The sequence below is a fragment of the Streptosporangium fragile genome (assembly GCF_039534445.1).
Classification (GTDB): domain Bacteria; phylum Actinomycetota; class Actinomycetes; order Streptosporangiales; family Streptosporangiaceae; genus Streptosporangium; species Streptosporangium fragile.
Window position 1 is genome coordinate 15359 of sequence record NZ_BAAAVI010000009.1, and the last position, 19534, is coordinate 34892.

The window sequence follows — 19534 nt, forward strand, 5'->3', positions numbered from 1 at the left end:
CATGAAGTATCCGCGGCCTGCGCACCGGGGAAGCGAATATTGAGTTGTCGTCGCCTCCGATTTGCGAAAACGGCTCCGGCCCGCCCTTTTCCGGGGGCGTCATCTCCCGGGAAAGGACCGCCGGGGTCGTCTCCGTCCCCCGAGGCGTCTCTCACTGTAGTGATCACCACCACGCGTCGCATCCCGTTATCCGCACCGGGAGGTCGCCGGGCGGCCCGCCCTCGCTCGGGGCGGGGAATCGTGGGGAACACGTCGCAGTCCGAGCAGGGGCAGCTCTCCGACGTGCGGGGCGGGAACGGTCGGCGTCCCCGAACGGCTCGTCCTGGTGACGACGGCCCCCACCGCGCCGTACCCGGGCCGCTGCTCTCCCTGTGCTCTGACCGTGCGGGCTTGATGTGCCGCAAGTGCGTCCCAATACCCCACAAAAAATCCACAACCAGCTTCAAGTCATCGCCTAAGCAGCCTTACAAGATTGTGCGGCATGAGTGTCAAAAGCATCATGCGATCGGCGGCATTACTCGCCCTGGTAACAGTCCTCACCTTCCCGGCCGGCCAGGCGCAGGCGGCGTCCCCCGAGAACTTCGACTTCAACGGCGACGGCTACAACGACCTCGCGGTGGGCGTTCCCGCAGCCCGCGACTATTCCGGTGCCGGCAACTCGGGTCTGGTCACCGTCCTGTACGGCGGGCCGGGTGGGCTCAGCGGACACCTGATCAGGTCACCCGAGCGCTGCCTCAGCGGATGGGACCCCGAGGGCAACCCGTATCCCTGTACGTCCTGGGGCAGGTCGTTGGCCGCGGCGGACATCGACGCCGACGGCAGGACCGACCTCGTCTTCAGCGGTGAGCGCGACGTGGAGGTCGACTCCTGGAAGTCGGGCGAGGGAACCCCGATCAAGCGCTACATCGACACGCCGACCGGGAAGCGTGGGCTGCGGGCCGGCCAGTTCGACGACCGGCCGGGAGCCGACATCGTCACCTCGTGGCTCGACGGCGCACAGAACAAACTCGCCGGCTGGTACGACGGCGCCGATCCCGTCGCGCATCTCCTGGGCGACGGCACCGCCCAGGTGAAGGAAACCGACGCCGGTGACGTCGACGGCGACGGCAAGCAGGAGCTGGCGGTGATCGCCACCAAGTGGGTCGGCGGCGCCCAGCAGGCTTTCCTGTGGCTCGTCGACGACCCCGGCCAGGCACCGCTGAAGATCAGCGAACTCGGCTCGCCGACCATGTGCACCGCGTCGTCTCCGAACCCACTCGGCTGCCCGAAGCCCGAATCGAACGTCGCCATGGGCGACGTGAACGCCGACGGGCGTCTCGACCTCGTGCTGGCTACCCCGAGCACGGCCACGGTGCAGATCTGGTACGGCTCAGCCTCCGGCCTCTCCCGCGCCCCCAACCGCGCGCTGAAGGACCTCACCTGGCTGTGGCGCCTCCCCGATTCCGGCAGCCTCCTCGCGGTCGGCGACGTCACCGGTGACGGAGCCGCCGAGATCGCCCTCGGCGCCCCCACCGCCACGGTCCACGGTAAGGCGGGAGTCGGCGCGGTCGCGCTGATCCCCGGCTCCCCCGCCGGGCCGGTGGTCTCCGACGTCCGGTTCGTCTCCGAGGACGGCATCGGCCCGGTGGTCGACGGAACTCCCGCCCCGCCGGTCGCCGACCCGCTCAGCGGGCAGGGCAAGGCCGGTGACCGCTTCGGAGAGGCCGTCACGATCATCGACGTCACCGGCGACGGCAAGGGCGAGCTCATCGTCGGCGTGCCCGGCAAGAACAACGCCAACGGCATGGTGGCCGTGCTCCGCGGTTCGGGCACCGGCGTGTCCCCCACCGGCGCCCAGGTCATCGACCTCGGCCAGTTCGGCATCCCGTCGGGCCTCAACCGTTACGGCGCGGTCCTCCTGCGCTGAGACCGGGATCACCGCCACACCTCCCGGCCCGTCCCTTCCGATCTCCGCCTACCGGCGGCCGGCGGGCGGAACACGCCCTGTGACCTGGACGGGTCGCTCCCGGCCGCCGGCTCCGCCATTCCAAAAGATCACGACCTTGCCTGCTTCCTCGCTCGTCGTCGGCGGTGTCGGCGGCGGTGTCGGCGGCGGCGGCGTCAACCTCAGCACCCTGATGGCAGCGGTGGCCGCGAGCCGTTCTCCGGTCGTCGCCGAGCACACCGCCCCCGCGTCGAGATCCTCGACCGGCGCAGGCCCCTCCCGGACCGCGAAGATCGCCTCGCGGATCTTCCGGCACCATGAACTCCGACCCCGGAGACGGGAGCCCGGGCGCCGGGAAATGTCGGTGCCGGGAGCGATGATGGAGGGGTGAACACGGGCTGACCGATCGACGGGGGCGTCGCCGAGGTTCCAGGGCTCGGAGTCCCCGGAAAGGGGCATGCGATGACGACCACGATGAGCGTGTCCGACCTGGCCCGGGTCCTCTTCGCCTCCCCGTTGCAGGCGTCGGAGAACCCCTCGCCCGACCAGGTCCGGGTGATCATCGAAGACCGGATCCGTGCCTGCCACGAAGACCTCTCCGGCTGCACGGCGCTCGTCGCCCAGGAGGCCGGCGACCACCCCGAGGCATACGAGACCCGGATGCGCTGGGCCCTGCGCGAGGCCGACCGGGTCTACCCGGTCCTCGCGTCCGCGACCTGACCCGTGGCCGCCGGGCGGCGCGTGTCCTTCCGCGGCGGTGCTCAGGAGCGGTACGCGCGCCGCAGGTGCTCGACGGCCCGGTCGAGCGTCTCGACCGGGGCGGTGTACGGCACCCGGAGCCAGTCGGCCAGGGTGCCGTCCGGCGAGAACGCCGTCCCCGGGAGCAGGCTGAGCCCCGCCTCGGCCGCCCGCCTGGCCACGGTCTCGCCGGTCACCCCGTTGAGGCGGAGCCACAGCGCCAGGCCGCCCTGCGGGAGGGAGAAGGTCCAGCCGTCGTCCCCGCTCAGGGCGCTCGCCAGGTGGTCGCGCTGGCGCCGCAGCTCGGCCCGGCGCTGGTCCAGCAGCCGGTCGAGGAGGGGAAGGACCTCGCAGGCGACGAGCTGCTCCAGGGGCGGCGGGGTGTGCAGGCCGCTGACCGGGTCGAGGAGCAGTTCACGGACCAGCGCGGCCGGGCCGCGGATCCACCCGACGCGCAGCCCGCCCCACACGGTCTTGCTCATCGACCCGATCGTGACGGCCCGGCCGATGCGGGGCTCGGGCACCGGGTGGTCGCGCAGGTCGATGTCGCGCATCGTCTCGTCCGCGATCACGGTCACCCCGTGCCGGACCGCCAGCTCCGCGACCTCCCGGCGGACCCGCGGGTCCATCAGCGCCCCGGTCGGGTTCTGGAAGTCGGGGACCAGCAGGGCGACTCCCCCGGCGGCCTCGCGGAACGCGGCGGCGAGCCGGCCGGTGTCCCAGCCTCGCGTGGTGACCCGCACCGGGACGGTCCGGGTGCCGGAGCGCCGCAGCGTGGCGAGGGTGTCGAAGAAGCCGGGGCTCTCCACCACCGTCCTGCGCGGGGCGAGATGCGCGACGAGCAGCGCGAGCGCGGCCCGCGCCCCGGAGGTGACCAGGATCTGCTCCGGCCGGGTGGCCAGCCCTTCGGCGGTGTGACGCAGGGCGATCAGCTCCCGCAGCTCGGGCAGGCCCGCCCCGGGCTCGCCGCTCTCCAGGAGCAGCCGGGCCGACCTGCCGAGCGCGCGGGTGACGGCCTCGGTGACGATCGCGCGTGGGGCGGCGGGGACGGCACGGCGCAGGTCGAGGGAGCCCCGCCCGTCCACCGACAGGGGCGCGTAGCGCTCCCCCAGGTCGCGCGGGAGCCGCACCCTGCTGCCGCTGCCGTGCCCCGTCACCAGCCAGCCCTCGTCGCGTAGCGAGGACAGCGCCGCGACGACCGTCCCCCGGCTCACCCCGAGTTCGGCGGCCAGGCGCCGCTCCGAGGGAAGCCGGTCGCCGACGCGCAGGCGCCCGTCGAGCACCGCCTCGCGCACCGCGCCGGCCAGCGCCCCGGCGAGCGGCGCCCCGGGCCGCCGCCAGCCTGCCAGAACATCCGTGAACACTGGTCCAGTTTGCCGCAAGTGGACCAGGACACGGCCACGGTCTGCGCCCTAGCGTCGAAGCATGAACACCCGACCCCACGCCCAGAACACCCAGAACAGCCGGACCGACACCCAGAACAGCCGGACCCCGGAACCGCCGCAGGCCGGAAGCACCCGTGCCCCGGAGCCACCGGCGGCCACGCATATCCCCGCGCCGCACACCGCCGGGCCGGCCGGCACCGCCGCATCACCCGGCCCCGGCCCCCTCGGCCTCGACCGCGCCACCGGATCACCCGGCCCCGGCCCCCTCGATCTCGACCGCGCCACCGGATCACCCGGCGCCGATCTCGTCCGCGTCCCCGAACTCCTGGAGGCCACCCGCGCGTACGCCGTCCGCATCCTGGGCGGGCTCGACGACCGGCCGGTGGCGCAGGCCCCGGTGCGGCCCCGGCCCGTGCCGCTGCCGGAGAGCGGGACCGGCCTGGCGGGGGCGATGGAAGCGTTCGCGCGACGCTGGGAACCGGGGTTCTCGGGTAGCGCGGGCCCCCGTTACCTGGGCTTCGTCACGGGCGGCGCGACCCCGGCGGCGCTGGCCGGCGACTGGCTGACCTCGGTCCTGGACCAGAATCCCACGTCGGCGCTGGACTCGCGCGCCCCCGACCTCGAACGGGAGGCGGTCGCCTGGCTGCGTGAGCTGTTCGGGCTGCCCGCCGAGCACGAGGGCGCCTTCGTCAGCGGGGCGACGATGTCCAATCTCGCGGGCCTGGCGATCGCCCGTGAGTGGGTCGGCGAGTCGCGCGGCGTGTCGGTGGCCGAGGAGGGCGTGGCCGCGCTCGGGCCGGTGCCCGTGCTGTCCGGCAGCCCGCACTCCAGCATCGGCAAGGCGCTGTCCGTGCTCGGCCTGGGCCGCTCGGCGATCCGGTACGTCGACGTCCTGCCGGGGCGCGAGGCGGTGGACGTGGACAAGCTCGCCGGGGAGCTCGACCGCCTGGACGGTGCCCCGGCGATCGTGGTCGCCAACGCCGGCACGGTCAACACGGTCGACTTCGACGACCTGCGCGCCGTCGCCGCCCTGCGCGAGCGATACCCCTTCTGGCTGCACGTGGACGCCGCGTTCGGCGCCTTCGCCGCGCTCTCTCCCGGGCACGCCCACCTCGTCGCCGGGCTGGCCGGGGCCGACTCGGTCTGCGTGGACCTGCACAAGTGGCTGAACGTGCCCTACGACAGCGCGGTCCAGTTCACCCGGCGCCGGGACCTGCAGGCCCGCGTCTTCCAGAACGCGGCCGCCTACCTCGGGCCGCTGGGACCCGACCCCGACTTCGTGCACCTGACCCCGGAGAACTCCCGCCGCCTGCGCGCGCTGCCGGCCTGGTTCACGCTGGCCGCGTACGGGCGCGAGGGGCACGCGGAGGTCGTCCGGCGTGACATCGCCCTCGCCGCCGAGCTGGGCGAGCGGATCGGCGCGATGCCCGCCTACCGGCTGCTCGCCCCCGTCCGGCTCAACGTGGTCTGCTTCACCCTCGCCGGCTCCCCCTCCCCCGAGCGGGTCGGAGAGGTGGTCCGGGCGGTCACCGACTCCGGCGAGGCGTTCCTCACCCCGACCGTCTACGCCGGGGTGCCCGCGCTGCGCGCCGCGTTCAGCAACTGGCGCACCACCGAGGCCGACGTCGACCGCGTCGCGAAGGCCCTCCGGGCGGCCGCCCCACGGTCGTGAGACCGGCCCGGACCTCGGTTCGCCGGACGGGCGGACCGGCATCGTCGGCGTCACACGTTCGCGCGGTCGCGCTGGAACGTGCGCACGCCGGCGACCCCGAGCGGCAGGAACAGCATCGTGAAAGCGGTGCCGATCACGTACGTCAGGTGGATCGGGATGAACGTCATCGCGACGAAGGCGCCGAGGTAGACCGCGGTCAGCCACCAGCCGACGACGCCCGCGCGGGCGAGCCCGACGCAGAGGGCGAGCAGGCCCAGGAAGGCCAGGAGCTCCGTGCCGCTCCACAGGGGCATGAACGACGACGCGTCCACGGTGTCCGAGATCCGCACCGCGGTGTCCAGCGGGAGCTGCCGGCCGGTGACCATCCGCCACCAGTCGTCGCGCACGGCCCCGGACACGTTCAGCATGCCGAGCGCGGCGGCCAACGCGCCGAACACCGCCAGCCCGTGACCCTTCCGGCCCCGGACCAGCCCGGGTACGGTCAGCACGCCGAGCCCACCGGCGATCAGGCCGTAGTGCAGCAGCATCGCCGACAGCTCGGTCAGGAAGGTGTCGCGGGCGAGCGAGGTGATGTAGTCCGCCGCCGAGCCGGAGTCCTGCGGCGGGCAGGCCATCATGCCGGCGAACATCAGCACGGGGCCGGCGATCAGGGCGGCGCCGCCGGCGCGCCGCATGAAACGGCCCGCCCGGTCGGTGTTCTCTGGGTCCACCGCCGGGGTGGCCGTCGGAGTGCGGGTGAGGGGAGTCATGTCGTACCTCCTGGTTGCCTGTCGTTGCGGGCAGAACCCTCCCGCGGGGACGTGCGGCGGCGCGTCAGCCATCGCGCACCGTGATGGGTCCGCGCTCCGGCGGAGCGGATCCCGGTCGGGTCCGCTGTTCGACGGACCCGATGAGCTGCGGGGGTCCCCCATTCGGGGGAGCCGGCGGAGTCCGGGCGCGATTACGATCGGTGGCTATGACGATGACCCGGCTGAGGGACGTGCGCCTCATCCCGCTGGCGTTCGGGCCCCTGATCGGCGCGCTGGCCGTGCTGGAGATCCGGTTCGACGATTTCTTCGGCGCCACCGCCACGGCCGTCTCCTTCTCCGGCGTCGCGATGGGGGCCGGCCTGACGGTCGCGGCCTGGTGGCCGCTGGTCGGCACGGTCATCGCGGCCCTCTGCCTGCCGGTGGGCGTGGTCGTGTTCGGGGCTCCGGGGGTCAGCGGCGCGACGATGATCGGCATGATCGGGGCGGTCGCCTGGGCGGGCTGGCGCGAGCCCCCGCGCCGTTCGGCCGTGGCGCTGTGCGTCGCAGGAGCGTCCTTCGCCGGTACGGCGCTCGTCGGAGCCTCACCGTGGGAGCTGTTCTTCGTGCCGACGATCCTGCTGCCGGGCTGGTCCATGGGGCTGCTGGCCCGGCGCAACGGCGAACGGGCCGTCAAGCTGGCCGAGCTGGCCGCCGCCCTCGACGCGGAGCGCGAGGTCAACGCCCGGGCCGCGGTCGCGCAGGAGCGCACGCGCATCGCCCGGGAGGTGCATGACGCGGTCGCGCACTCGGTCAGCGTGATGACCCTGCAGCTGGGCGGCCTGCGCCGGATGCTCGCCGACCACCCGGCCGAGCGGGAGATCGTGGCCGGGCTGGAACGTCTCGGACGGCAGACGGTGGAGGAGATGCGCGGCCTGGTCGGCATCCTGCGGGAGCGCGCCGACGGCGAGCAGCTCGCCCCCGTGCCGTCGCTGGCCCGGCTCGACGCGCTGATCGCGGATGTCCGCGCCGCCGGTCTCACGGTGACGCTGGACGCCCCGGCCGATCTGCCCCGGTTGCCGCCGGTGCTGGACCTCACCGCCTACCGGGTGCTCCAGGAGGCCCTGACGAACGTGCTGCGGCACGCCGACGCCGCCCCGGCCGCGGTCGCCATCGACTACACCGATCAGGCGCTCACCGTGGAAGTACGCAACGGACCCGGGCCCGCGCCGAGCGAGCCGGCGGGAAAGCGGGCCGGTCACGGCCTGGTCGGCATGCGGGAGCGGCTGGCGATGGTGCACGGCAGCCTGCACGCCGGTCCCGAACCGGACGGCGGTTTCGCCGTCCGCGCCCGATTCCCCATCCCCCGCACCCGGTAGGGACGACAACATGACGATCTCCGTAGCGCTCGTCGACGACGAGGCCATGGTCCGGGTGGGCCTGCGGATGGTGCTCAGCGTCGAGCCCGACATCGAGGTCGTCGGCGAGGCGTCGGACGGGGCCGAGGCCCTCGGCCTCGTCGCGCGCACCCGCCCCGACGTCGTGCTGATCGACGTGCGCATGCCGCACATGGACGGGTTGGAGGCGTCGCGGCGGCTCGTACGCGACCACCCGGACAGCAAGGTCATCGTGCTGACCACGTTCGACGAGGACGCGTACGTCGCCGCCGCGCTCCGCGCGGGAGTCAGCGGCTTCCTGCTGAAGGTCGCCCCGCCGGAGCACCTGGTCGAGGCGGTGCGGACGGTCGCCGCCGGCGGGGGACTGCTCGATCCGGCCGTCACCCTGCGGGTGATCGCCGCGTTCGCCGGGCAGCCGGACCCCGCCCAGGCCACCGGCCGAGCGGCCGAGCTCGACATGCTCACCAGCCGGGAGACGGATGTGCTGAGAATGCTGGCGCAGGGCCTGACCAACACCCAGATCGCCGCCCGGCTCTACCTGGGCGAGGCGACCGTCAAGACCCACCTGTCCCGAATCCTGCTGAAGCTCGGCCTGACCACCCGCGTCCAGGCGGTCGTCTTCGCCTACGAGAGCGGGCTGGTCCGCCCCGGTGAGAGGGAGGTCTAGAGCTGTGTTCCTCGAAGGATGCGGACGAACCGGCGGCGCAGGCGTCGAGGGGCCGGTGGTGGCCGCCCCGAATCCGGGGTAAAGCATCTCTACGCCGTCGCGGTGGCAGAGCTCGTTCTCGCGAGTAGTGATCTACAACCCGTTTCCCAGTGGTCCAGCGGATACCTGGGGGTGCAGTCCGCCAACTGGACGCGGCAGCCGAGGTACAGCGGAGCCGTCCGCCTTGAGGCGCTGGGCTACGGAAACCCGTTCTTCGAGGCCCTGTATCCCATCCGCTGCCAGGGCTCACCCAAGAAGTGATGCTCTTCTGCCCGGTCTGGACGTAGCAGCGCTCGCGCGATCGACCCGATCGAGCGCATGACCCGCGCTCCTGGTCCACCCGCCCATGCCCGGGCATGGGCCTGTCGATCTCCAACCGCATGGCCGCCACCCGGACGGGGCCGATCCGGACCCGCTCGCGCAGCGGCCGGAGCGGATCGGCCCCGTCCGGGCACGTCCTGTCACCGGCGCGGCGGCGACCACCTCGCCGTAGCGTTCCTTACACGCGGCGATCCGTTCCGGCACGCGGTCGCGCCTGCCGGCCGCGTCGCCCTCCGGCACGGCGCCCCGGCTCCCGGAGGCGGGCGGCGCCAGTGCCGCGCCGGTGAACGCCCGGCCACGTGCTGCGACGACCCGGCCAAGGTGACGCATGGCGAGGAAAGACATACGTATGCTCCTCCCGATGACATCGGTGGCGTCACCCGAGCCGGCCGGCCACTACCGCCAGGCGACCAGTTGGAACCAGACGGACTTTCCATAGGGGTTGAGGGTCCAGCCCCAGTCATGGGAGAGGTCCTGGACGATGGCGAGGCCCCGGCCTGACGCTTCCAGGTGGCCGGCTCGTCTCATTCTCGGGATGGCGATGCACGAATCGTAGACGTCCACGGTCAGCAGCTCCCTCTCTCCGCTGACCGTGATGCGGATGGGGATCACGGCGGAACCGTCCCCCGAGCCGTACGCGATGGCGTTGGTGACGAGTTCCGAGGCAAGAAGCTCGGCGATTTCTGGGACGTCTCCCGCCGCGTTCCAGTCGGCGGCGATATCGCGGACGAACCGGCGCGCGGAAGCGACATTTCTCGCCTCGTGCGGTATCCACTTCTCGCCCAGCAGAGAAAGAGCGGGGTTCATCGTGTAACGGCATCCGGTCAGTGCCGCGCCCGCCTTGACGACCTCTTCCATGACTTCTCTTTCCGTCTCGGAATTCGTATGGTCAGCGCGCCGGGACATGGCTACTCTTGGTAGTCGAATGATTACGAAGGTCGCAGGTTGGAGTTCTCCAGCATTTTGTTGAACTCCGGCGAGGAGGGCGTCATGGGCAATCTCTACACACCCCAGGCGATCTGGGGCAGGGAGCTGCGTCACTACCGGAAGGCGGCGGGCCTCACCCAGGGCCAACTGGCGGAAAGGATCCACTTCAGCGAGTCCCTTATCAGCGGAGTGGAGACCGGGCAACTCCCCGCCAGCCCGGAGTTCGCCGAGACTTGCGACAGGATTCTCAACACGGGTGGCGCGCTGTCCAGACTCCTCGACTGGCGGAAAGGGCGCTCTTTCCCCTCCTGGTTCGGAAAGTGGCACGACAAGGAGCAGGTTGCGACTACTCTCCGGACCTATCAACCGTTGGTGATTCCCGGCCTGCTTCAGACCGAGGCGTACGCCCGGGTGGTGCTGCGCGGAGACGAGGCAGCGGTGGAGGCCCGTCTACATCGCCAAACCATCCTCTCCCGTGAGGATCCCCAGCCTCCTACCTACCGATGTGTGATTGACGAAGGAGTTCTCCACCGTCCGATCGGCGGCCCCAAGGTGATGAAAGAGCAGTTGGAGCACCTCGCATCAGTGGTGAACCCACGGCTGAGCGTTCAGGTGATTCCCCATGGAATGCACTCGGGCTTGATGGGCGGGTTCGTGATCGCCACGCTGGACGGAGGAAACGACGTACTGTACGCGGAGACAGCTGTACGAGGGCTCACCACAAGCGATCATGAGGACGTCACGGCGGCCGTGGATCGTTTCGAGGCCATCCGGACCGAGGCGTTGCCGCTGAGTATGTCCGTCGAACTCATTCAGAGAACGGTAGAGGAAAAATGGACCTGACCAACGCCAAGTGGTTCAAGTCAAGCTTCTCCGGAGACAACGGCGGCGACTGTGTCGAGGTCGCGGAGTTGAAGAACACCGCCGACGGCCCCGCCCACAAGGCCGGGCACCCCGATCTGATCGCCGTACGCGACTCCAAGGACCCCGACGGCCCCACGCTCTTCTTCACCCCCGCCGAGTGGGAGGCCTTCGTCAACGGCGTGAAGGCCGCCGAGTTCGACCTCCGCTAGACCGGCAAGGCCCCCGGCCGCCGTGGCAGCCGCCTCGGCGGCCGGTCGCCTTCCTCCCGTGGTCGACACCCTCGAACGCGCCGGGCGGTGGCTACCAGATTCGCGCGGTGCCGCCGGACTCGTCTCGCCGTGACGGCGGGAATCTCATCACGGTCGACGATGTCGTCGTCAATCCGCCCGGCATGGACTGGTTGCGTATCGTGTTCCCGTATCCTCGTCGCTCCCACCGAGGCCGAAGGCCGACCGATGTGACGCAGGACGAAGCCTTCCGCTCCGGCACGGACAAAACAGGAGCCAAGGAAATTTACCTGGCCTGCAGCCGGGTCAGCCACTAAGGTTCCTCCGTGAACACCATAAACACCGGAGGAATATTGGGAATTTTTCCCTTTTCATCTGTTCTGCCATGGTGTGCGGCCACAGAACGATGACCCGTCCCGCTTTTCAGCCGCACTTATGGACATTCCCAGGGCGACCGTAGTACGTCCCTCCATCAACGGATCAGCCGTCGACTCAGTTCAGATCACCGGCGGGCGGCTCACACGAGACGACGGGTTGACCGTAGTCCCATGAGATCGGCTCCTCCCTCCGGCAGCCAGAACAACAAGAAAGCGTGTGACCGATCAGATACCGCGGATGACATAGGGGTGAATCGATGAAGTGCGGTCACTGCAACGAGATCAACCCATCGGGTTCCACAGTCTGCGAGCGCTGCGGACGACACCTCGGAGGTGATACGCCGGCCGGATCCGATGCCGGCCCGAACCCCGTGCCGCAGCCGCGTGCGACCGCGTCCGCCGCCCCTCCGCCTCCCGCGGGCTCCGCCCGGCAACGGCGGGGAGCCACGGACTCCGCGCCGGCCACGCGATCGGCCCTCGACGTGACACGGTATCTCTGCGTGGCCATGCTGCTGGACGGCAAACTCTCCAGTTCCGCCGTCTTCCGCGTCCTCGAGGAGAAGTACCGCGCCGTGGCCACCTCGCCCGGCGTCGACCTGGCCGCCGTCCTCAAATACGCGCTGGCGGCACGGCGGTGGCAACGCGTGCGTGACGGGGTGCTGGCCCTCCTGATCCTGGGGGTGTTCGTCATCCCCTACGGAATACTGGGGCTTCTCATACTGGCCTTCACCGTGGTCGCCGTCGAGATGTATCTGACGTACAAACTAGTGATCTTCCCTCTGCTGAGCCGTGACGCCTTCGACCCCGCCGCCGCGCCCCGGCCCGGTTCCTCCCGCGTGGAGGAACGGATCGCCGACATCGCGTCCAGGGCCCGTGGAAACGTCTCGGTGTTCGCCAACTACCTGCCGTTCACCGGACACGGCGAAGTGATCAACAAATGGTCGTTCGCTCTCAACGTCGCCAAGCCCGAGGAAGGCAAGCAGGTCATCCCCTTCCAGGTGAGCGAGCTGTACGATCACGTGGCCGCGGAGGTCGGCAAGCTCGGGCTGCCGGGGGTCTCGGTCGAGAACAAGCTCTTCGTCAACGGACTCGACCTGCGACACGGACCGGACCCACAGGTGCGGCAGGCGGTCCTTCCCGATCCGATGGCCGCTCCGGTTCCGCAGGTCGACGAGAGTTTCATCAAGGCATTGCGTGACGATCCGGAGAGCCACGCCCGCCCCTACCTCGTCATAAGCGTGATGGGCTGGGACGGAGAGCTCGTCCTGTCCGTCTTCCTCCGGTTCGCGCTTCTTCCCCGCCGGGACCTGCTCTTCGTCGAGGCCGGCTATTCCTTGCTGCCACCATTGCGAGAGCGCTACCGGAAGGTGGACGATCTCGTCAACTGCTCCCCCCTGCGGCAGATCGGCCGGATAGCGCAGCAGGCCGTTCTGCGCACCCCGGTGGCGCTTCTGCTCAGCATTCCCAACACCCTCAACGAGCTCGGCGGCCCGTTACGCCGGAGGCGGAAGAACAAGGAAGACGCCAAAGCCATCAGCGACCGGACGTTCAACTACGGGTCGACCTGGAGCCCGCGGGAATCGGCGGCCGACAACCGCTACCACCGATACTTCCAGCAACTCGACAAGGAGATGTACGTCAAAACGGCCGAGTATCGGATCATGGACGCCGTCGCCGAGTTCATGACCAGCCACAACATAGACGTGAGTGACCTCGTGCAGCGGCAGACGACCATTCTGAACAATGGCATCTACGTCAGCGGCCAAGCGCAGGTCAACGCCCAGAGCATGGCTGCCGGAGTCGGCGCCATGGCGCGCGCCGGGAACATGATGAAGCAGGAAATCGGATAGGCCGAGGGCACCGGAAGATCCAGGAGCGGAGGCGCACCGTGAACGAGAACAGCGGCATCTACATCGGGGGCAACGCGCGCGTCCAGGCAGACGCCATGGCCGCGGGGCCAGGTGCTCGGGCCACTTCGAACAAGAGTGACACCGGCCGGTACGAAGACCTGCACGCGCAACTCGACGCTCTCCTCGTCGAGCTGAGGAAACTCACCGCGGCGGATCCCGGCCTCCAGGAGGCCGTCGACGCCGGCGAGGCCCTCAGCCAAGAGCTTCAGAGCCCGAACCCGGAGACCGGGAGGCTCATCGGGCTGCTGCACCGCCTCGGCGCCGCAGCGGAGAAGGTAGGCCCCCTCGCGACCGCCATCGCATCAATCGCGACAGGCATCAACGCCCTTCCGTAGAGGGCGGCCGGTGCTCGCCCTGGACGGGTCGCACGGCTGTATGAGCCCAAACGCCCGCGGCCACACCTGCTCACGGTGGCCGGACGGCTGGTGCGCGGGGGACGCCGCGTCCGGCTGCGCATCGCCGAACGCCGGCCCCGGGCGATACAGATCGCCGCCGTCACCCGCCCGCAAGCCCTGCCCACACCGACCTGACCAGCGAAAACCCCTGCCCGCGACGAGCGGGAAGGATCCGGCGGGCCAGTGGAATCCCGCCCACCCGGTGCGACAGCCGGGCGGTCATGCCGGCCAGATCGCGGAAACAGACCGTAGCCGCACCGTTCAGCCGACCCGCTGGCTCCCATTAGATCGAGGTCAGGCGATGACGGAGCCGGAATGGCCTGCTCGGAGTGTCAGGCCATTCCGATCCGCGATGACCCGCCGGCGATGGCTCACATAATGAGCGTTATGCGCGTTGATCTCCGGGAGAAGGCAGTCAAGGAGCCGACTCAGCAGAAAATCCGCCCCGGATCGGCGTAAACGCCGATCCGGGGCGGATCTTTCAGCGATTTCTAATAGAAGAGGTAAAGCGCGAAGCGATTACCGGCAAGCTCACACTTGAAATCCTGGACGATGCCGCCACTGGTGATGGCCTGGAACCCGGTCCTGACGCACTCGTTGCGATACTGGTAGTAACCCGCGAGGTGCCATGAGGGGTCAGCCTGTGCGACGGTGGCCGTGGCGGCTACCGCGGGACCGGACGTAACGCCGGCGACAAGTCCACCGGCCATCAGCACCGCTGCGACCAGACGACGAGCTCTCATTTTCTCCGCCCTCCGTGAAAAGCACGTGCCGCACGAACGGCGATTCCGGTGAGAATCGCGCCCCGGGCACGTGGCGTCCTGCCATCAGGGTGCAGGGACGCGCTTGGAATCAACTTGTGGAGTGCCAGGAATGCCGCCAGGAGTGCCGGGGCCGCCGTGCAGCCGCGCGTCGCCGGACGCCGTCGAAGTCCTGCGGCCGGCGCCGGACGTCGGCGACGGCTCGCGGTCAGCGCCGGACGGCGGCGTGGAAGGCGGGGAGCGCGGTCCCGAGTTCGGAGACGCCGATGCTCGTGCTGTTTATCGCCCCGACCGTGCCCTCGTCCGCCCAGACGCAGAGGCCTTCCTCCGACCCCGGCCTCTTGATACCGACGCAGGTGGCATGCCCGGCGGACGACTGCAGCGGGACGTCGAACCTCCGGGTCGGGTCTTCGCCTTTGAGGAGCTGCTTGATGATGTGGTCGACGGCCAACCGCCACCGATTGCTGCCGATCTGCATGGTGTACCCGTAGAAGAACATGGGCCTGGTCCACTTCCCGCCCCGGGACTCAGGGGTCTCCCGGTACCGCGCGTTCACCGCGTCGTGCACGGGGATGGTGCCGGGGAGTTCGTCGATGAACACCCGATTGCGCAGCATCTCCTCCCGGTCGACGAACGGCCACATGCCGTCCTCGTCGAGGACGAAGGATCCCGCTTGCCGGGGCGGCGGGATCACCAGCCCGTGCGCCCGCGGCGTGGGGGACGGCGCCGGGCGGGAGTCCGCCGTACACCCGGAAAGCACCACGACGGCGAGCAGTGCCGCCGCGGCGGCCGACGCGCCGCGGGGGCGCGGCCCGGACGACGGCCGGGACGGGCACGCGGGCCGGCGAAAGAACACGGCCGTCCGGCCGAGCGCTGCCCGGATGAGGACAAGAGCAGACATGGACCATCCTTCGTACGCGTGCGATGCGAGGGGCGGAAGGGGGAACGGGAGGGAGCGGTAGGGGGTGGGAGACGACAGGCCGCCGGCGCCGGGCCCCGGCGGCGTTTCCCGGCGGCGTTTCCCGGCGCGGGTGGCGGGGGCTGGGTCACCCGGTGGGCGAACCGGTCGAACCGGGCGCACACCCGGGCCGGCGACCCCGCCGGCAGCCTTCGCCGGCTCAGGCGGTGAAGGTGAACCAGGAGGAGAAGAAGGCCCAGGCCGGGTTTACGGCGGGGCGCGGAGGCCGTGTCCTGCCCGCCCGGGCCCGGCTCCGGCCCCGCGGCCGGCGTCTTGGCCGGGCTCGCCGCGTTCGCCGGGGCTCCGTCCCGAGCCGGCGCCGGGGTCGCCGAGCAGCCCGCCAGCCCCAGGGTGATCGCCAGCGCGATCGCCACCCGTCGCGTGAACGCGACCGCGGGCCCGCGGCCTTGCCGTTGCCCCGGCCGGGATCCGCGGGAGCCTTCCCCGGGAGCGGACCCCGTACGGGAGAAAGGGATGACAGCCCTTACGCCCCGACCGGTGGTGCGCGGGGACCTCGGCTCCCATGGGCTGGAAACCCGCATCCACTCAAGGCGCCGACCAGCCCTGCCGGCCCTTTCCGGCGTACGCGCTCCGCCTCCGGACAGCGCCACCGACCGCATGATCTTCTTGGCGTTCACGGTCCCTGAGTCTGATGGGCCGGGGCAGGACGGACATCACCCGTAAGGGCGACCGTTCATCCGTTGCGTGACGGACACCGCCAGTTCACGCCGTGGCCGCAGCCGGAAGACCGCCCCGGATCGGAGTGGATACCGCCCGGAGAGGAGGGCCGCCAAAAGTGGCCGGGTCCGCTTGCCGGAACGCCGGGTATTCGGTTACCGGCCCTCGACCCGTTCCGGGGTGACGGTGACGGGAAGGGCCTTTCCCATCCGCGGATTACGGATGGGAAAGGCCCCTGGCGCGGGCGGTGCCGTGGTCCCGGCCCGTTACCGGCGGTGCCGTGGTCCCGGCCCGTTACTGCGGGATCGTGGTCTCGGCCCGTTACTGCGGGATCGTGTCCGCGCCGCCGACCCCGGCGCCCGCGGCCGGCGGGGTGGCGGAGGCGGAACCGGCCGAGTAGCTGTACGGCGGCGGCGCGACGCTGCCGTCGGCGCGCAGCCAGTCCTCCTGGGTCTTGCCACTGTCGTTGGCCCGCCGGATCGTGGCCGGGTCGTAGAAGTTGCTGCTCGTCCACGTCAGCTTCGTGTCGCCGAAGTCCTCGGTGATCGTCTTCGCGCTCTTCACGTGGTTGCTCTCGGCGTAGACTTTGCCGCCCTTGCCCAGGCCGATGAAGTAGTCGTCGACCTCCACGTAGTTGGCGAACACGTGGGCGTACCCGAACCGTACCCGCGGATGGCGGGTGTTGGACCCGTCGAACCAGTTGTGGTGGTACGTGGCCCGCAGGTAGCCCGTGTCCTGGGCGCCGTTGCTGTCGCTGTGCCCCAGCAGCATCGACTTGTCCGTGCCGATGTACCGGTTGTACGAGACGGTCACCAGATCCGATCCGCGCTTGACGTCCACCGAGCCGTCGGCGGACGGGTGGAACGTGTTGTGGTCGATCCACACGTGGTGCGAGTAGCACTGCACGTTGACCGAGTCGTCCGCGGAGTTGGTGAACGTCAGGTTCCGGATGATCACGTTCTGGACGTGGGTGAACCGATCCTTCTCGGCGGGGTCGCAGAGGTCGCCGCCCCACGCGACCTCCTCGGGGCCCCATCCGTTGACGTCGAACCCGAACCCGTTGATCGTCGCGTTCGACCCGACACCGATGATGGTCTTGTTCGACCCGACGTCCAGCATGGCCGCGCCGCCGCTGTTGATCGTGCCCGACACCCGGACGATCCGCGGCGTGTCGTCGGCGACGGCCGCCGCGAGCTGCGCGTAGGTGCTGACGGTCACCGTCTGGCCGCCGGCGCCGCCGTTCGTGCCGGTGCGGCCGTACCCGCTCAGGGTCGCGAAGCCCACCAGGCCGGCGGCGCTGCCCGGGGAGCCGGTCGGCGTCACCGTGGGACTCGCGGTGGGACTCGCGGTGGGACTCGCCGTCGGGGACGAGGTCGGGGTCGGGGTCGCGGAACCGGCCGGGACCAGCCGCCACTGCTTGGTCACCGCCGAGTCGCAGGAGTTCTGCTGGACCAGCGCGCCGGAGGCCGTCGAGTTGTCCTTGGTGTTCAGGCACTTGCCGCCGTTGGCGTTGACCACCCGGTAGTTCGCCCCGGAGGCGGTCAGGCTCCACGTCTGGGAGGCCGCGCCCGTGCAGCTCTCCTGCTGCACGGGCTTGCCCGCGGAGGTGCTCGCGTCCTGGACGCCCGCGCACTTTCCGCTGTGCGCGGCCTTGAGCTGGAACCCGCCGCCGGCGGCGGTCAGGTTCCAGGTCTGCCCGGCGGAGCCGTCGCAGCCGGACTGTGCGAGCTGCACACCGTCGGAGCTGCCGGCTCCGGGCACGCCCAAGCACAGGCCGCTGCCCGCGTTGACGAGTGCGTAGGCGCCGGGTGCCGGATCGGCCGCGGCGGCGGATGCGCCGACCGCCCATCCGGACACGGCGAGGGCGCCGATGACGGCGACCGCGGCGGCCTTCCTGTCGAATCTGCTCTTCACGGGCCGAGCTCCTTGCTGGTCCGGCAGGTCGGGGACCTGCGGTTCCGGATTCCCCCCAGCGAGTGCGCACCGCTCACATCTGTGAACACGTCCGCGTGAGCGGACACTCTCACCATAGGAAAGCGCTTTCCACCTGTCAATGAACCGTGAAACTTTCATTTCGCACCGGCGTAGACGGCTGGAGGTTAACTGAACGGTTCCGCTCGGAATCGTCACAGACCCGGGCGCTTCCCACGCCACGCCCGCAGGCCCGCACGCTCTCCCGGACGGTGGCGCGAGCCTGCGCCAATGGCATGATCAGCCGCCTGCCGACCCGTGAACTGGCAGGTCCGGCCGTCACGGACCGGCGGCCGGCCTTCTACCGTGCTGTCATGAAGACCCCGGAGCCGCTGTCATGAACACTCCTGAGCTGCTCGTCCGGAACGCCACCCTCCGTGGACGCCCCGGCAGGTGGATGCTGGCCGCCGCGAACGGCCTCCTCACCGTCGTCGCGGAGGACGACCCCGACGCCGCCCCGGCGACCGGCGTGACCCTCGACGCCGACGGCGCCCTGGTCACCGAGCCGTTCGTGGACGCCCACCTGCACCTGTGCAAGGTCCACACCCTCGACCGGGCGGGATCGGCCGCGCTGTCGGACTACACGGGGGCCACGATGGGCGCGGCGATGACCGCCATCGAGACGGCCGCCGCCGTCAAGCGCGGCCAGACCGCGGAGGCCGTCCGGGAACGGGCCCGGTCGGTCCTGCTGGAGTCCGTCCGGCACGGTGTGCGGGCCGTGCAGGCGTTCGCGGACGTCGACCCGGAGGCGGGGCTCACCGGCGTCGAGGCGCTGGTGGCGCTCCGCGAGGAGTTCCGCGGCGTCGTCGACGTACGGGTGGTGGCGTTCCCACAGGACGGCCTGCTCCGCGCGCCCGGCACCGAGGAACTGATGGCCGCGGCCGTCCGGCGCGGCGCCGACGTGGTGGGCGGCATCCCGTGGATCGAGTGGACCGACGCCGACGCCGCCGAGCACGTGAACCGGATGACCGATCTCGCGCTCCGGCACGGGCTGCGGGTCGCCATGCTGGTCGACGACGCGGGCGACCCCGGGCTGCGCACCACCGAGATGCTGGCCCGGGCCCTGATCGCCCGCGACATGGTCGGCCGCGGCAGCGCCCAGCACGCCCGGGCGATGGCGCTCTACCCCGAGCCGTACCTGCGCCGGCTGACCGGGCTCTGCCGCGCGGCGGGGCTCGGGTTCGTCAGCGACCCGCACACCGGACCGCTCCACCTGCCCGTCATGCAACTGTCCCGGGCGGGCGTCCCGGTCGCGCTCGGGCAGGACGACGTCGAGGACGCCTACTACCCGTTCGGGCGGCACAACCTGCTGGAGGTGGCCTTCCTCGCCGCGCACCTGCTGGACGCCCGCACCGATCCGGACCTGGAGCGCCTGTACGACATGGTGACCGTGGACGCCGCCCGCGTCGCCGGGCTGCCCGCCCACCGCCTGCGCCCGGGGGCGCCCGCCGACCTCGTCGTCCTGGAGGGACGCACCGTCCGCGAGGCGCTGACCCGGCACGCGCCGCCCCGGCACGTGATCGTCGCGGGCCGGGTGACGGCCTCGTCCACCCGGCGCACCTCCTTCGGCGCGGACGTCCCGCACTGACCTCCGGCAC

At 70.9% G+C, this 19534-nt stretch carries 18 protein-coding genes; 12 read left to right on the top strand and 6 right to left on the bottom strand.

Annotated features, from left to right (window positions below):
- The first annotated feature begins 481 nt into the window (after positions 1-481).
- The 3 genes from ABD841_RS08140 to ABD841_RS08150 all read left to right on the top strand — a co-directional run bounded on the left by ABD841_RS08140 (position 482) and on the right by ABD841_RS08150 (position 2644).
- Positions 482-1906, top strand: coding sequence for a VCBS repeat-containing protein (locus ABD841_RS08140; protein ID WP_344969422.1), 1425 nt, complete (start codon positions 482-484; stop codon positions 1904-1906).
- A 136-nt stretch (positions 1907-2042) separates the two neighbouring features.
- On the top strand, positions 2043-2315 hold the full coding sequence (locus ABD841_RS08145) for a hypothetical protein (RefSeq protein ID WP_344969424.1): 273 nt from the start codon (positions 2043-2045) through the stop codon (positions 2313-2315).
- Positions 2316-2386: 71 nt separating this feature from the next.
- Positions 2387-2644, top strand: coding sequence for a hypothetical protein (locus ABD841_RS08150; protein ID WP_344969426.1), 258 nt, complete (start codon positions 2387-2389; stop codon positions 2642-2644).
- A gap of 41 nt (positions 2645-2685) precedes the next feature.
- Here the strand turns inward: ABD841_RS08150 and ABD841_RS08155 are convergent, their stop codons facing one another.
- Positions 2686-4026 (bottom strand): aminotransferase-like domain-containing protein, encoded by a 1341-nt coding sequence (locus ABD841_RS08155; RefSeq protein ID WP_344969428.1) that lies wholly within the window; start codon positions 4024-4026, stop codon positions 2686-2688.
- Positions 4027-4087: 61 nt separating this feature from the next.
- Here ABD841_RS08155 and ABD841_RS08160 point away from each other — a divergent pair, with 61 nt between their 5' ends.
- On the top strand, positions 4088-5719 hold the full coding sequence (locus ABD841_RS08160; RefSeq protein ID WP_344969429.1) for a pyridoxal phosphate-dependent decarboxylase family protein: 1632 nt from the start codon (positions 4088-4090) through the stop codon (positions 5717-5719).
- A gap of 50 nt (positions 5720-5769) precedes the next feature.
- On the opposite strand, the gene ABD841_RS08165 is transcribed toward ABD841_RS08160, so the two are convergent.
- Positions 5770-6468, bottom strand: coding sequence for a hypothetical protein (locus ABD841_RS08165; RefSeq protein WP_344969430.1), 699 nt, complete (start codon positions 6466-6468; stop codon positions 5770-5772).
- A gap of 206 nt (positions 6469-6674) precedes the next feature.
- Between ABD841_RS08165 and ABD841_RS08170 the strand changes: the two genes are divergently transcribed.
- The 3 genes from ABD841_RS08170 to ABD841_RS08180 all read left to right on the top strand — a co-directional run bounded on the left by ABD841_RS08170 (position 6675) and on the right by ABD841_RS08180 (position 8808).
- Positions 6675-7823 carry a sensor histidine kinase gene (locus ABD841_RS08170; RefSeq protein ID WP_344969432.1) on the top strand — a complete coding sequence of 383 codons (1149 nt, stop codon included), beginning with the start codon at positions 6675-6677 and terminating at the stop codon, positions 7821-7823.
- Positions 7824-7833: 10 nt separating this feature from the next.
- On the top strand, positions 7834-8508 hold the full coding sequence (locus ABD841_RS08175) for a response regulator (protein WP_344969433.1): 675 nt from the start codon (positions 7834-7836) through the stop codon (positions 8506-8508).
- Positions 8509-8610: 102 nt separating this feature from the next.
- Positions 8611-8808, top strand: a complete 198-nt coding sequence (locus tag ABD841_RS08180; RefSeq protein ID WP_344969435.1) for a hypothetical protein — start codon at positions 8611-8613, stop codon at positions 8806-8808.
- A gap of 456 nt (positions 8809-9264) precedes the next feature.
- Here ABD841_RS08180 and ABD841_RS08185 read toward each other — a convergent pair whose 3' ends face one another.
- Positions 9265-9726 (bottom strand): ATP-binding protein, encoded by a 462-nt coding sequence (locus ABD841_RS08185; protein WP_344969437.1) that lies wholly within the window; start codon positions 9724-9726, stop codon positions 9265-9267.
- 132 nt (positions 9727-9858) lie between these two features.
- Here ABD841_RS08185 and ABD841_RS08190 point away from each other — a divergent pair, with 132 nt between their 5' ends.
- The 4 genes from ABD841_RS08190 (at position 9859) to ABD841_RS08205 (ending at position 13508) form a co-directional block, all read left to right on the top strand.
- Positions 9859-10638 carry a helix-turn-helix domain-containing protein gene (locus ABD841_RS08190; protein WP_344969438.1) on the top strand — a complete coding sequence of 260 codons (780 nt, stop codon included), beginning with the start codon at positions 9859-9861 and terminating at the stop codon, positions 10636-10638.
- Positions 10629-10868, top strand: a complete 240-nt coding sequence (locus tag ABD841_RS08195; protein WP_344969440.1) for a DUF397 domain-containing protein — start codon at positions 10629-10631, stop codon at positions 10866-10868. Before ABD841_RS08190 ends, ABD841_RS08195 begins: the two co-directional genes overlap by 10 nt.
- Positions 10869-11763: 895 nt before the next feature.
- Positions 11764-13113, top strand: coding sequence for a hypothetical protein (locus ABD841_RS08200; RefSeq protein WP_344969441.1), 1350 nt, complete (start codon positions 11764-11766; stop codon positions 13111-13113).
- Between the two features lie 38 nt (positions 13114-13151).
- Entirely contained in the window at positions 13152-13508 is a 357-nt protein-coding gene (locus ABD841_RS08205; protein ID WP_344969442.1) for a hypothetical protein, read from the top strand.
- Positions 13509-14059: 551 nt separating this feature from the next.
- Here ABD841_RS08205 and ABD841_RS08210 read toward each other — a convergent pair.
- The 3 genes from ABD841_RS08210 to ABD841_RS08220 all read right to left on the bottom strand — a co-directional run bounded on the left by ABD841_RS08210 (position 14060) and on the right by ABD841_RS08220 (position 17879).
- Positions 14060-14311 (bottom strand): hypothetical protein, encoded by a 252-nt coding sequence (locus tag ABD841_RS08210; protein ID WP_344969444.1) that lies wholly within the window; start codon positions 14309-14311, stop codon positions 14060-14062.
- Positions 14312-14537: 226 nt separating this feature from the next.
- On the bottom strand, positions 14538-15230 hold the full coding sequence (locus ABD841_RS08215) for a hypothetical protein (RefSeq protein ID WP_344969446.1): 693 nt from the start codon (positions 15228-15230) through the stop codon (positions 14538-14540).
- 1056 nt (positions 15231-16286) lie between these two features.
- Positions 16287-17879: an RICIN domain-containing protein gene (locus ABD841_RS08220; RefSeq protein WP_344969448.1), complete on the bottom strand. Its 1593-nt coding sequence runs from the start codon at positions 17877-17879 to the stop codon at positions 16287-16289.
- A 394-nt stretch (positions 17880-18273) separates the two neighbouring features.
- Here ABD841_RS08220 and ABD841_RS08225 point away from each other — a divergent pair, with 394 nt between their 5' ends.
- Entirely contained in the window at positions 18274-19524 is a 1251-nt protein-coding gene (locus tag ABD841_RS08225; RefSeq protein ID WP_344969450.1) for an amidohydrolase family protein, read from the top strand.
- Positions 19525-19534 lie beyond the last annotated feature (10 nt).

Excerpts from the sequence above, each read along its gene's own strand:
- ABD841_RS08140 (WP_344969422.1), top strand. The coding sequence starts at position 482 with ATGAGTGTCAAAAGCATCATGCGATCGGCGGCATTACTCGCCCTGGTA.
- ABD841_RS08150 (WP_344969426.1), top strand. The coding sequence starts at position 2,387 with ATGACGACCACGATGAGCGTGTCCGACCTGGCCCGGGTCCTCTTCGCC.
- ABD841_RS08160 (WP_344969429.1), top strand. The coding sequence starts at position 4,088 with ATGAACACCCGACCCCACGCCCAGAACACCCAGAACAGCCGGACCGAC.
- ABD841_RS08165 (WP_344969430.1), bottom strand. The coding sequence starts at position 6,468 with ATGACTCCCCTCACCCGCACTCCGACGGCCACCCCGGCGGTGGACCCA.
- ABD841_RS08170 (WP_344969432.1), top strand. The coding sequence starts at position 6,675 with ATGACGATGACCCGGCTGAGGGACGTGCGCCTCATCCCGCTGGCGTTC.
- ABD841_RS08175 (WP_344969433.1), top strand. The coding sequence starts at position 7,834 with ATGACGATCTCCGTAGCGCTCGTCGACGACGAGGCCATGGTCCGGGTG.
- ABD841_RS08185 (WP_344969437.1), bottom strand. The coding sequence starts at position 9,726 with ATGGAAGAGGTCGTCAAGGCGGGCGCGGCACTGACCGGATGCCGTTAC.
- ABD841_RS08190 (WP_344969438.1), top strand. The coding sequence starts at position 9,859 with ATGGGCAATCTCTACACACCCCAGGCGATCTGGGGCAGGGAGCTGCGT.
- ABD841_RS08195 (WP_344969440.1), top strand. The coding sequence starts at position 10,629 with ATGGACCTGACCAACGCCAAGTGGTTCAAGTCAAGCTTCTCCGGAGAC.
- ABD841_RS08210 (WP_344969444.1), bottom strand. The coding sequence starts at position 14,311 with ATGAGAGCTCGTCGTCTGGTCGCAGCGGTGCTGATGGCCGGTGGACTT.
- ABD841_RS08215 (WP_344969446.1), bottom strand. The coding sequence starts at position 15,230 with ATGTCTGCTCTTGTCCTCATCCGGGCAGCGCTCGGCCGGACGGCCGTG.
- ABD841_RS08225 (WP_344969450.1), top strand. The coding sequence starts at position 18,274 with ATGAACACTCCTGAGCTGCTCGTCCGGAACGCCACCCTCCGTGGACGC.